At 66.0% G+C, this 12856-nt stretch carries 10 protein-coding genes; 5 read left to right on the forward strand and 5 right to left on the reverse strand.

Annotation, left to right across the window (positions count from 1 at the left end):
* Positions 1–103 precede the first annotated feature (103 nt).
* The 3 genes from XI03_RS36800 to XI03_RS36810 all read left to right on the forward strand — a co-directional run bounded on the left by XI03_RS36800 (position 104) and on the right by XI03_RS36810 (position 2610).
* Positions 104–784: a response regulator transcription factor gene (locus XI03_RS36800; protein ID WP_271594863.1), complete on the forward strand. Its 681-nt coding sequence runs from the start codon at positions 104–106 to the stop codon at positions 782–784.
* On the forward strand, positions 781–2145 hold the full coding sequence (locus tag XI03_RS36805) for a sensor histidine kinase (RefSeq protein WP_271594864.1): 1365 nt from the start codon (positions 781–783) through the stop codon (positions 2143–2145). The genes XI03_RS36800 and XI03_RS36805 overlap by 4 nt, the downstream gene beginning before the upstream one ends.
* 195 nt (positions 2146–2340) lie before the next feature.
* Positions 2341–2610 (forward strand): hypothetical protein, encoded by a 270-nt coding sequence (locus XI03_RS36810; protein ID WP_161966406.1) that lies wholly within the window; start codon positions 2341–2343, stop codon positions 2608–2610.
* Positions 2611–2662: 52 nt separating this feature from the next.
* Here XI03_RS36810 and XI03_RS36815 read toward each other — a convergent pair whose 3' ends face one another.
* The 3 genes from XI03_RS36815 to XI03_RS36825 all read right to left on the reverse strand — a co-directional run bounded on the left by XI03_RS36815 (position 2663) and on the right by XI03_RS36825 (position 5072).
* Entirely contained in the window at positions 2663–3049 is a 387-nt protein-coding gene (locus XI03_RS36815; protein ID WP_081494309.1) for a hypothetical protein, read from the reverse strand.
* A gap of 294 nt (positions 3050–3343) precedes the next feature.
* Positions 3344–3937 (reverse strand): DUF2147 domain-containing protein, encoded by a 594-nt coding sequence (locus tag XI03_RS36820; RefSeq protein ID WP_095425596.1) that lies wholly within the window; start codon positions 3935–3937, stop codon positions 3344–3346.
* 106 nt (positions 3938–4043) lie between these two features.
* The gene (locus XI03_RS36825) at positions 4044–5072 is read right to left on the reverse strand and encodes an NAD(P)/FAD-dependent oxidoreductase (protein WP_028143288.1); all 1029 of its coding nucleotides are present in this window, start codon (positions 5070–5072) and stop codon (positions 4044–4046) included.
* A gap of 182 nt (positions 5073–5254) precedes the next feature.
* Between XI03_RS36825 and XI03_RS36830 the strand changes: the two genes are divergently transcribed.
* Positions 5255–5725, forward strand: a complete 471-nt coding sequence (locus XI03_RS36830) for an acyl-CoA thioesterase (RefSeq protein ID WP_271594865.1) — start codon at positions 5255–5257, stop codon at positions 5723–5725.
* A gap of 27 nt (positions 5726–5752) precedes the next feature.
* Here XI03_RS36830 and XI03_RS36835 read toward each other — a convergent pair whose 3' ends face one another.
* Entirely contained in the window at positions 5753–6073 is a 321-nt protein-coding gene (locus XI03_RS36835; protein ID WP_018317347.1) for a 2Fe-2S iron-sulfur cluster-binding protein, read from the reverse strand.
* Positions 6074–6237: 164 nt separating this feature from the next.
* The gene (locus XI03_RS36840; RefSeq protein ID WP_271594866.1) at positions 6238–6612 is read right to left on the reverse strand and encodes an Hpt domain-containing protein; all 375 of its coding nucleotides are present in this window, start codon (positions 6610–6612) and stop codon (positions 6238–6240) included.
* 397 nt (positions 6613–7009) lie between these two features.
* Here XI03_RS36840 and XI03_RS36845 point away from each other — a divergent pair, with 397 nt between their 5' ends.
* On the forward strand, positions 7010–12850 hold the full coding sequence (locus XI03_RS36845) for a negative regulator of septation ring formation (protein WP_028143291.1): 5841 nt from the start codon (positions 7010–7012) through the stop codon (positions 12848–12850).
* Positions 12851–12856 lie beyond the last annotated feature (6 nt).

Below are 12856 nucleotides of genomic sequence, written 5' to 3' on the forward strand. Positions count from 1 at the left end.
GCTGCCTTTATGGGAACCCTGCGCAGGAGCCGAAACGCCAGACTTCGGCCAGGGAGCGTCACGCTCGGGGTTTTGTTGCCCAGCAGAGTCAAGGACGACCCGCGTGCGTTCCCTCGTAATCGAAGACGAACCGCAGATCGGCGCCTATGTCAGCCGCCTGCTCGGGCAATTGCACGGGATCGTCGATCTCGTCGGCTCGATTGCCGATGCCCGCCAGGCGCTGGACAACTTCAAATATGATCTCGCGATCGTCGACCGCATGCTGCCCGACGGCGATGCGCTCCAGGTGGTCACGGCGCTGAGCCGATCGCCGGAACGCCCCGCCATCATCATGTTGACCTCCAAGGACGCCAAGGAGGATGTCGTCGATGGCCTCAATAGCGGCGCCGACGATTATCTCGGCAAGCCGTTCGAGCCGCAGGAGCTGATCGCGCGGGTGCGCGCGGTGCTGCGGCGACCCCGGCTGCTCGCCCCTTCGGTGCTGTCGCTCGGCAATGTGGAGCTGCATCTCGGCAGCAACGAGGCGGTGGTTGCCGACACCAAGATCCTGCTGCGGCGGCGCGAGGCGCTGATCTTGGGCGCGCTCCTGATGCGACGCGACCGCGTCATCACCCGCGCCGCCCTGATCGAAGAGATCTATGGCTTCGACGACGAGATCGAATCCAACACGCTGGAAGCTCAGGTCTCGCGGCTGAGGAAGAAATTGCTCGAGCTCGGCGGCGATGTCGAGATCCGCAGCATGCGAGGCATCGGCTACATCCTGCGGCTGGCAACGCCGCGATGACGTCGATCGCCCGAACGTTTGCGCTGTCGCTCGGCATCGCCGCGACAATGATCTTCCTGATCATGGTCGCGATCTTCGTCTCGAGGTACCCGCTGGAGGAACGCGAGTTCAGGGCCTGCCGGGTCGTCGCCGCTGTTCTCGATCGCGCTACCGAGATCGATGGGCGAAACCTGACGATACGCCCGACTTCCGCACTCGCGGAGTTGAAGGCCGACAGCCCGAAACTCTGGTACGTCGTGTCCGCAGGCGACATGGTCAGCGAGTACGGCAGCGAACGCCGGCCGGCCCTCCCCTTCGCCTTTCCCTATCACGGGCCTGTCGGCTCATCGGTCTTCAACACACTCGACCAGAAGAGCACCTTCTGCCTCGCCGTCGCGCAAAGGGGCTCATTGCAGCTCGCGATGATGGTCGGCGAGCCTCAGGTCCGCTTCGGACGAATGGCCGGGAACTTCCTCGTCAACAGGATTTTTTCGATCATCCTGGTGGCGCTGGCCTTTGCGGCGACCGTCGCCGTCGGTTCAGCGCTTGCTGCACGTTTCGTCTCGCGCGGGATCGAACGGGTGGCGCTTCGCGCGCTCGCGATCGACCCGTCGGCACCGCAAGGTCTGATCTCCCTGTCCGAGGTCCCTCGCGAATTGAAGCCGTTGGTCGAGGCGCTGAACCGCGCCTTCGGCGAGATCGATGCCTATATCAGGATGCAGCGCCGCTTCCTCGGCAATGCCGCCCACCAACTTCGCACGCCGCTGACGCTGCTGCGCGCGAAGGTCGAGGACGTGTCCGAGCCGGCCCTGAAGGTCGAGCTGGTGCGCGACATCAGGCGCCTGACGTCGCTGGTCTCCGCCATGCTGGACCTGGCGCGGCTGCAAAATCATGCGATCGAAAAACGGCCGATCGATCTCGCCCAGATCACTCTGGACGTGCTGGCCGATTTCGGCCCCTCGGCACTGGACGCCGGCATCGAGCTCGCGCTGGAACAGGCCGAGAAAGGTCCGCTCCTTGTGCAGGGCGTGGATGCCGCGATTCGCAGCGCGCTTGCCAATCTCGTCGGCAACGCGCTCATCCACGCCCATGGCGCGCGACGCATCGTCGCCACGCTCGGCCGCGACGGCGTCTCGATCGACGACGACGGCGCGGGCCTGCCCGATGGCGCGGAACACAAACTGCTCGAGCCGTTTCAGACCGGCAACACCGCCGGCGACGGCACGGGCCTCGGCTTGTCGATCGTCCGCGAGATCATGGCGGCCCACGGCGGCGAACTGATCATCTCGTCGTCACCCGGCCGCGGCACGAGCATGAGCCTGCGTTTTCCGGTGACCGCCGCGCCGACCATATCTGCGCATCTGGAGTTGCAGACAAGCTAGCTGCGAGCTGCTTCGATCGATGCGGCGAAACCGTCCGGAAACATTGGCGCCAAAAACTTCTTCCTCGTTTCGTCGTTGCGCATCAAGCAATCAATATGTTCGTCGACGGCCACGGGAATGTTCTCTCACAAGCGAACCTGGCCCGGCATCGCCACGACCAAACCTCCGATTGACACCTTCAACGGAGATTTTCCAATGCGTGTTCTCACAATGATTGCCGTCGCCAGTGCCGCGATTGCGAGCTCGACCGGTGCTTTCGCCAGTGAGCTTCCCTCTTACGAAGTGAAGTCGCTGCCGATCTCGGCGACGCAGGTGCAGGTGCTCGGCGGCGCCGGCGTCGAGGAGCAGTCGACCGCGCCGGCGATGACCGTCGCCGGCATGCCCGCCTCGCCCGCACAGGTCTCGGTGTTGTCGCCGCGCGTGAAGCAGCTTGCGAGCGCCGGCTCGGGAAGCGAAGCGCGCTAAGCCTCCCCTTCGCCTTCGGCGCCTGCATCTGATGCGGGCGCCGTCAGCGTTTTCAGGTCATGCTGCCCGGCATGAAACAGCGTACCCGCGGATGGCCGTCGATATAGTGCTTCCACACCATGGTGCGACCGATCTTGTTCGGCACGGTGATGACGGCACCGTCGGGCACCACGACCCACTCGTTGTCGATGCGGACGCGGAAGCGGCCGTGATCGGACTCCCAATCGACGTCGGCAATGACGTAGCCGTCCGCATCCGTGCAGCATTGCCCGTATTCGCTGTACAGGCTCTCGAACCAGGGCTTCAACGGCGAGTTGGCATAGCGTCCGTCATCGCGCGCCTGCGCCGATGTCGTCACGAGCGCGGCGAGGCCCAGCAAGGGCGCCGCATACAATCTTGCAGGTCGCAATCTTGCAAGTCGCAATCTTGGAGGTCGCATATCGTCTCCGCGGGTCGACGTGATCGCCGCGTGGGACAACGCACGCCGCCCGCCTTCCGCAGCTTGCGCGAAAGGCGCGGAGGGCAGCGACTCATTCCCCCAGCAGCTCTGCGGATAGCTATGCAAATCCGGCGCCAGCATGCATTCCGGGCAACTACTGGAGCGGGCCCGCGGCGCATTGGTCTTTCGGCGGATATGGCCGCCGCCGACTCTCCGTCGTCCCGCCTGCGCGAGGAATAACGACGATGTGTGGAGCTACTGCCGATCAGGCGGCCCAGCGCACGACGGACACCCTTACTGCTTGGGCGCCGGCGCCATCATCGTTCCGCCACTCTTCTTCGTCGGCGCCGGCGGCTTGGTGGCCGCAGCCTGCGCGGGCAGATATTTTGCGACGATGGCGGGATCGACCTGGGCGATGTTGGTGTCAGGCAGGCGCGTCCAGGCCTCGTCCTTGCCGAGCAGCGCGATGCCGAGATAGCCGCGCAGGGTCAGGGTCTGGCCATCAGGACTGACCTTCATGTTGGCCTTCCAGATCTGGCCGTCGCGCGGATTGAGAACGTTGCCGCCTTCGTACTTCAATCCTTCGCGCTTCATGTTGCGGACGAAGGAGATGCCGAGCACCGGTGCGTTCTTGCGATCGTCGGTGCACTTGGCGCAGATCTCGTTCGGATCATCGCCGGGCCGCGGGAAGGTCTTTGCGATCACGCCTTCGAAGATGCCGTTATGGTCGATAAAGAGGAACCATCCGACCGTCTTGCCGTCCTCGACCTTCTGCCAGAGGCCCGCCGCCGTGGGCTCGGCGATTTGTGCCGCAGACGGCGTCACCGTCGCGAGCGACAATGCGAGCGCGAGGAAGGGGAGCAGCCGAGAGCTGGAAAAAATCCGCATTAGGTCACCTTGTTATTCCACGACCGGAATGGCCGCAGACTACGGCGATTTCGCGAACGGTTCCAGCGCCAGAAACATGGGGCATCCCCTCCCCACCCCGCCGCCGTCAGTTGACACCGAGCTTCTTTTGCAGGCTGGAGGACGAGGTCGTGTACTGGAACACGAGCCGCTTCTCCGGATAGACGTAGCGATGGGCTTTTTGCGACATCAGCGCGCCCTCGTGGAAGCCGCACAGGATCAGCTTGATCTTGCCGGGATAAGTGTTGATGTCGCCGATCGCGAAGATGCCGGGAACATTGGTCTCGAATGCGGACGTCTCGACCGGCACCAGATTGTTCTCCAGCGCAATGCCCCAGTTCGCGACCGGGCCGAGCTTCATGGTCAGCCCGAAGAACGGCAGCATGGTATCGCAGACGACTTCCGTGACGCTGTTGTCGTTGCCCTTGATGGTGGCGCCCGTGAGCTTGCCCTCGGTGCCTGAGAGAGCGGTGACCTGGCCGAGCCGGAGATCCATCTTGCCGCCGGCGACCAGCGCGCGCATCTGCTCGACGCTGTGGGGCGCGGCGCGAAATTCGTCACGCCGGTGCAACAGCGTGATGCGCTTCGCGATCGGATGCAGATTGAGCGTCCAGTCGAGCGCGGAATCGCCGCCGCCGACGACCAGCACGTTCTTGTCACGGAACGTCTCCATCTTGCGCACGGCGTAATGGACTGAAGTGCCTTCATAGGCCTCGATGCCCGGCACCGGCGGACGCTTGGGCTGGAACGAGCCGCCGCCGGCCGCGATCACCAGCACCTTGCATTCGAACACCTTGCCCGCGTCGGTGATGCAACGAAAGGCGGGATCGCCGATCTTCTCCACGGTCTCGACCATCTCGCCGAGATGGAAGGTCGGATGGAACGGCTTGATCTGCTCCATCAACGCGTCGGTGAGGCCCTGCCCCGAAACCTGCGGAATGCCGGGAATGTCGTAGATCGGCTTTTCCGGATAGAGCTCGGCGCACTGGCCGCCGACCTTGTCGAGGATGTCGACGAAATGCGTCTTCATGTCGAGAAGGCCAAGCTCGAAGGCGGCGAACAGACCGCACGGGCCGGCGCCAATAATCAGCACATCGGTTTTGATCACGTCGCTCATGTCGTCTCTTTATCGGTCGTTATCGGTTGGACGGCGCCCGGCGGGCAGAGGTGACCCTGCCTGTCTAGCCAACGGGGATGGATCAGGGAAGGCATAAAAGCGGGAGCGCCCCGCAGCCGCGCCCACTTGCCGGGTCAGGATAACTGGGTTGTAACGAGGATGGATATGACGGAGATCAATCGGTGAACGCACCAAGCCGCCTCGACACGACGCCGCGTCTGGAGGACTTCCCCTTCCGCCTCAGCGACAATGTCCGCTTTGGCGATCTCGACCCCAACCAGCACGTCAACAACGCTGTCTACGCCACCTATTTCGAGACCGGCCGCGTCACGCTGATGAAGCTTCCCCAGTACGGTCTGACCCCGCCGGGCCTCGCCTGGATCATGGTGCGGCTCGACATGCATTTCCGCGCCGAACTGCACTGGCCAAACACGATCGAGCTCGGCCTCGGCGTAGTGAAGCTCGGACGGACGTCAGTGACCTTCGAGCAGGTCGTGTTCTCGGAGGGAAAATGCATCGCCTCGGCGAATTCGGTCGGCGTCTTGCTCGACGAGGCGACGCGCCGGCCGGCCCCGCTGACCGCGGAGGTGATCGAGAAATTCAGACCCTGGCACAAGCGCGGCATCGAAGTCGCGCCGCCGAGCGCTTCGTAAATCGCAAGAAGGAGCAGGCTTGAAAGATCAGGCCTGGCGTTCCGGTGTCGTCACGACGAGACCGTCGAGATCGTCGGAGACCTTGATCTGGCAGGACAGGCGCGAATTCGGGCGCACATCGAAGCCGAAATCGAGCATGTCCTCTTCCATCGGCGTCGGGCTGCCGACCTTCTCACGCCAGGCTTCGTCGACATAGACATGGCAGGTCGCGCAGGCGCAGGCGCCGCCGCATTCGGCCTCGACGCCGGGAATGCTGTTGCGGATCGCGGCTTCCATCACGGTTGCGCCGTTCTCGATTTCCACCGTGCGGGTTTCGCCCTTGTGGTCGACAAAGTGAATCTTGGCCATGTGTGCTCGTGCTGCCGCGGTGCTGGGAATGAAGGAGGGTCCGGGCTGTCCTATAACGGGTCGATCAGCCCGGCGCCATAGGGTTTTCAGCCGAAGTGAATCCCGCTTTGCGGGAAGAAAACGCGTCAAAACAAGAGACTAGAGTCCGGCTCGGCCGCGTGGCCTCAAGGCTTCAGCATCGCCTCGATGGCGGCACGGGCCTCGGTCACTGCCTCCTTCAGCGCGGCGAGGGCGTGGCGCTGGTCATGGCCGGTCTGGACCGCGATCTCCAGGCTTGCTGCGGCATCAGCCACCGCAAAGGCGCCGACCCCGCGGGCCGAGCCCTTGAGCTTGTGGGCCAATGCGCCGGCCTCGGCCGGCAGCGCCGCCATCGCCGCGATCAGGCGGACAGCCTGCTCGGCGAACATGGCGAGCACTTCCTGTTCCAGATCCGCATCGCCGAGCGTCATCCGGGAGAGATGGTCGAGGTCGAGCGGGCTGTCGATGGGTGCAAGCGGGGGCGAGGGCATCCAGTCCATCCGTTGCAGTTCAGGCGTCATGGCGCAGGCCCCGGCATCGCGCGACGGTTCCGCCGGTTCGGCGGTGAGTTCGCCTCACCCAAGCATGGAAATGGTTAACGAAATGTTGGGGGTCTTGAACGCAGTTCCGCCGGATTATTGACGAAAAGTTGCCGCAATCGGCCGAGTCCAGTGGAGAATTGCATTTATTGCTAAGGCGTTACGGCGCGATCCTGTTAACGATGATTAAGATTGTCTTAATCGCGGGCATTTCATTCGCGACGCTCTGCCAATAGGATGTTGCGGAAATTGGCGGACAAGCCGTCCGGGTGGGGACGGCTCGGAGATCCGCGCAAGCGGCATGATCCGGTCTGTGGGCTTGCGTAGCGCGCAGGGCTCGCGGGGGGACGCGTACAAGTAACGAGGGCTCGGACTGAACATGGCGAACACTCCGAAAAAGGTCAAAGACCCCACAGAAGTTGCGCTTTCTGCGATCCAGGAAGCCCTGAACATCAGCGACACGGCTGCCGACACCAGCCGCAACGCCGCGATGCGCAACGAAACCGCGCCTTCGGTGGCGCCGCCGCCCCCGATCTTCGACGAGCCGAGCTTCGAGCCGCGCCCTGCCGCCAACGAACGCTCGACCGTGTTCGACCCGGTCGAGGAGCCGCGCTCTTCGCGCCGCGCCGCCAATGACGACCGCGAGACCATCGGCCAGTTGCTCCAGGCGCTTCAGAAGGGCCGCCCTGCCCGCAGCGTCTACACCTTCGCCACCATCTTCGCCGGCGTCTGGCTCGCCGCCTGCGCCGCGCTGACGTTCGGCTTCCTGCCCTCGATCCAGGCCGCCATGGGCCAGAGCGGCGGCGTGCTCGTCATCGCCGGCCTGATCGCGATGTTCTTCGCGCCGATCATGCTGTTCTACTTCCTTGCGAGCCTCGTCTGGCGCGGCCAGGAAATGCGCATGATCGCGCAGGCGATGGCGCAGGTCGCGATCCGCTTCTCCGAGCCCGAGGGCTCGGCCTCCGATTCCATGGTCACCGTCGGCCAGGCCATCCGCCGCGAGGTCGCGGCGATGGGCGACGGCATCGAGCGCGCCATCGCGCGCGCCGGCGAGCTCGAGACGCTGGTCGCCAACGAGGTCGCCGCGCTCGAACGCGCCTATTCCGACAACGAAGTGCGCATCCGCGCCCTGCTCCAGGACATCGCCCATCAGCGCGACAATCTGGTCGGCCAGGCCGAGCAGGTCCGCAGCGCCATCTCCGGCGTGCAGATCGATTTGCGCCACGACATCGCGCTGATCTCTGATGCGATCGCCTCGCGTGTCGACGAGGTCGCCAAGTCCATCACCGGCGCGCTGGAAGAGCGCGGCGCGCACATCACCAGCGCGCTGAGCAATGCCGGCGACAACATGATCCTGGCGCTCGGCGAGCGCGGCGGCGACCTGCTCGACCGTCTCGAGGAAGCCAGCAACGAGACCACGCGCGCCGTGCTCGATGCCAGCGAGCGGCTGACCACCAGCCTCAACTTCAAGACCGGCCACGTCCACGACGAATTCGTCGACCTCGCCGACCGCGTCCACGAGATGCTGAACGAGCGCATCGACCGCATCACCGGCGAGTTCGAGCAGCGCTCCGCCGCGATCGTCGACGGCATCTCCGAGCGCACCGAGCAGGTGCACGACAGCCTGAAGAATTCCTCGGACTCGCTGCTGCTCGAGCTCGAGCTGCGCTCCAACGACCTCTCCGCCAAGATCGACGACGCCGGCAACCGCCTCGCCGGCCAGATCCTGACGAGCGGCGACAAGGCGAGCGAGGCGCTCGACGCCACCGTCAACACCCTCGTCGCCAAGGTCGTCAGCCAGACCGAGACCGCGCACGATTCGCTGTCGCTGCAGATGAGCGCGTTCGACGAGCTGGTCAGGAACCAGGGCACCGAGCTGGTCGAGAAGTTCGCCCGCGACTCCGGCACGCTGGGCGCGCTGATCACGCGCCACATCTCCGAGTTCGACCGCACCGTGAAGACCTTCGGCGGCGAGATCGTCGAGCGCATGGGCCAGCGCACGCAGGACATCCACGAGTCGCTGAAGACCTATGTCGAGAATTTCGACACCCGCTTCACCGCGAACGGCGGCGAGATCACGGCCTTGCTCGACCAGCGCCTGGTGCAGTTCGAGACCACGGTCGGCGAACGCGTCAACCACCTCGACGCCTCGCTGAACGGCAAGATCGCCAGCCTCGACGGCACGATCGATGGTCACATCAAGACCTTCGACGAGCAGCTCGTCGGCCGCGTCGCCGCGCTCGAACAGTCGTTCGACACCCGCGCGCAATCCATGACCGAGACCATCGACGGGCGCATCAACACGCTCGCGACCTCGCTGACGGATGGCGCCGCGCAGGCGATCCAGTCGATCGACTCCCGCCTCACCCACCTCACGACGTCGCTGACCGGCGGCGCTACGCAGGCCATCGAAACCATCGATGCGCGCCTCAACCACCTCACGAGCTCGCTGACCGATGGCGCCTCGCAGACCATCCAGTCGATCGATACGCGGCTGACCCATCTCACCTCGACGCTCACCGGCGGCGCGACGCAGGCGCTCGAGTCCATCGACTCCCGCCTCACCTACCTGACCACCGCGGTCACGAACGGCGCCTCGCAGGCCGTGCAGTCGATCGACACGCGCCTGACCCTCCTGACCTCCACCCTCACGGACGGCACCGCGCAGGCGATCGAGGCGGTCGACCGTCGCATCACCGGCGTCACCGAGATCATCGACGGCCGCAGCACGCACCTGACCGACACGGTCACGGCGCGCTTCCAGGAGATCCATCAGGTCATCGAGACCCGGGTCGGTTCGGTCGCCAGCGACATCGACGTGCGCGTGGCGCAGTTCGAGGATCTGCTCGGCTCGCGCGTCGAGGCCGTCGCCGGCCGCATCGAAAGCAGCGGCCGCCAGGCCAGCGAGGACATGATGTCCCGCGCCGAGATGATCTCGACCGCGATCCGCTCGCATGTCGAGGACGCCGAGCGCTCGCTCACCAACCTCGTCGTCAACACCAGCGAGACGATCCAGACCGGTGCGCGCACCGCCCAGCAGTCGCTGATGACGGTCTCCTCCGACGTCAACGCCCAGCTCAAGATGACCTCTGCCGAGGTCGAGCGCGCGCTGACCGCGGTCGGCACCGGTTCGGCGAACTCGATCCTGAGCAGCGCCCGCGAGGCGCAGTCGACGCTGGTCGCAGCCTCGGGCGAGGCCTCCAACCAGATCAAGGGGCTTGCGGCCGACGTCGAGCGTACGCTGTCGGCGGCAGGTTCTGCCACCGCAGCCTCGATCCTGGCCGGCGCCCGCGAGGTGCAGACCACCCTCGTCACGGCGTCCTCGGACGCGGCCAACCACGTCAAGACGCTCACCGCCGACGTGCAGCGCTCGCTGTCGATGGCCGGCACCACCACGGCGGAATCGATCACCGCCGGCGCTCGCGATGCGCAGAGCGCGTTGATCGCGGCCTCGAGCGAGACCGCCAATCAGATCAAGGCGCTCTCCTCCGACGTGCAGCGTTCGCTCACGATGGCCGGCACCTCGACCGCCGAGATCCTCACCAGCGGCGCGCGCGAGGCGCAGAACACGCTGGTTGCCGGGTCCTCGGATGCGGCGGCCCAGGTCAAGTCGCTCACCGCCGATGTGCAACGCTCGCTCTCGATGGCCGGCACCTCGACCGCCGAGACCATCACCGCCGGCGCGCGAGAGGCGCAGAACATGCTGGTCACGGCGTCTTCCGAGGCGGCCAGCCAGGTCAAATCGCTCGCGGCCGAAGTGCATCGTTCGCTATCGCAGGTCGGCCAGTCCACCGCCGAGACGATCACCACCAGCGCCCGCGACGCTCAGACCACCCTGCTCTCCGTCTCGGCCGAGCAGACCAGCCAGGTCCGTTCGCTCGCGGCCGAGATGCAGCGCGCACTGGCAACCGCCGGCGGCGCCACCATCGAGGCGCTCACCAGCGGCGTGCGCGAGGCCCAGGGCTCGCTGATCTCCGCCTCGACCGATGCGGCCAGCCAGATCAAGTCGCTGACCACGGACATCGAGCGCACGCTGACCGCGGTCGGTGCCGACACCGCCTCAACCATCCTCAACAGCGCGCGTGAGGCCCAGACCTCGCTGACCTCGACCTCGGCAGACGCCGCGAGCCAGATCCGCACGATCTCGACCGAGATCGAACGGACGCTGAGCGCGGCCACCGCGAACGCGACCAACGACATCCAGACCAGCGCGCTCAACGCCCAGAACGCGCTGATCTCGGCCTCCAACGAGGCGAGCTCGCGGGTCAAGTCGAGCTCGTCCGACGTCGAGCGTTCGGTGCTCGCCGCCAGCTCCAGCTTCGGCCAGGCCATGACCGGCAAGACCGACGAGATCGTCACCTACGTGCAGCAGCAGGCCGACCGCCTGTCGAACATGATCGACGCCAAGCGCGGCGCCCTGGTCGACGCGATCGGCTCCAAGACCAGCCAGCTCACGCTCGACATCGACCGCGTCACCTCGGACGCGCTCAAATCGATCGAGACGCGCGGCCAGGCGTTCTCGCAGACCATGATGGGCAACGGCTCGGAAGTCGCGCGCACCATCAACGCGGCGAGCGAGATCGCCACCGGCGCGGTCGGCAAGTCGCTCAAGGACCTCGAGCAGGCCTCGCGCGCGGCGATCGACCAGTCGCGCCAGGTCTCGATCGCGGCCGTCACGGAGATGCAGGAGACCAGCAAGATCCTGCGTACCGACACCGTGGCGCTGTTCGAGCGTCTGCGCGAAGGCAACATCCTGCTTCAGGAGGTGCTGACCGGTGCGCACGACAACCTCAACTCGCTCGAGCGGGCGCTGGTGACGCGCGTCGCCGACTTCGTCTCGGCGATGAACGACGTCACCTCGCGCAACGGCGCGGCGACGCAGAACCTGGAAGAGCAGCTCAACGTCTTCAACAGCAAGACCACGAAGGCGCTGCAGGATCTCGGCGAGCTGTCGACCCAGTTCGACGCGCACGGCAAAGCCCTGGTCGACGCCGCGCAGGTCGTCGAGCAGAGCAACAAGAACACCACCGCCTCGCTCGCCGAGCGCAAGCAGGCGCTGGAATCGCTCGTCACCACGATCGACCTGCGCACGGCCGATCTCGACCAGCGCCTGTCGCGCTTCACCGGCCTGCTCGATGAATCGCTGGCGGCCGCCGAAGAGCGTGCCCGCGACATCGCCCGCGTCGTCGCCGAGACCGCCGGCGCAGGCTCCGCGGCGATCACCCGCCAGTTCGAGGCGGTGCGCGTCGCATCCGAGGAAGAGCACCGGCAGACCATCGAGGCCATGCACGACATCTACCGCCAGACCACGGACGAGGCGGACACGATGTTCAAGCAGTCGACCGAGAAGTTCACCAACCTCGTCTCCAGCATGAAGCAGATGGCCTTCGAGATGCACAACGAGCTCGAAGCCACCCGCAACGAGCTGCGCCGCGGCGTGCTCGAGATGCCGCAGGAGGCCGCCGAGAGCACTGCGCAGATGCGCAAGGTGATCGTCGACCAGATCGAGGCCCTCGCCGAGCTCAACCGCATCGTGGCCCAGCATGGCCGTGGCCTCGACGTCACCACGACGGGCCGCGCGTCCGTCGCCGTCCAGCGCCAGGAGGAGCCGATCATGGCAGCTGCGGGCGGACGTAGCGCCGAGACCCGCATGCGCGACACCGGCAGCGCTTCCACGCTGCCGCCGCCGGACCTCGGCATGCCGGCCGCGCGCCGCACCGATGCACCGCCGGTCGCGCCCGCCGGTAACGACCAGGGCCGTGACGGCTGGCTGTCGGACCTCCTCAACCGCACGGACGCAAATCAGGGCGCCCCGACCGGCCGTGAGGCTCCGCGTGGCCGCGCCGCACCCGCGCCGCAGCCGCAGGCGCCGCAGGCAAGCGGCAATCCGCTGGAATCGCTGTCGCTCGACATCGGCCGGCTGATGGACCGCAACCTCGCCGCCGAAATGTGGGACCGCTACCAGCGCGGCGAGAACAAGGCCTTCACCAAGCGCCTCTACACGCCCGCCGGCCAGAAGGCCTTCGACGAGGTCGCCCGCAAGTACCGCGCCGACCGCAACTTCAAGGGCACGGTCGACCGCTACGTCGCCGAGTTCGAGCGCCTGCTCGACGAAGTCGCCCGCGACGGCCGCGGCCCGCAGGAACTGCGCAGCCACCTGACCTCGGAGACGGGGCTGGTGTACACGCTGCTGGCGCATGCGGCGGGACGGCTGGGGTAAGCGACA

This window comes from Bradyrhizobium sp. CCBAU 65884, assembly GCF_028128835.1.
In the GTDB taxonomy this organism is placed as follows: domain Bacteria; phylum Pseudomonadota; class Alphaproteobacteria; order Rhizobiales; family Xanthobacteraceae; genus Bradyrhizobium; species Bradyrhizobium ottawaense.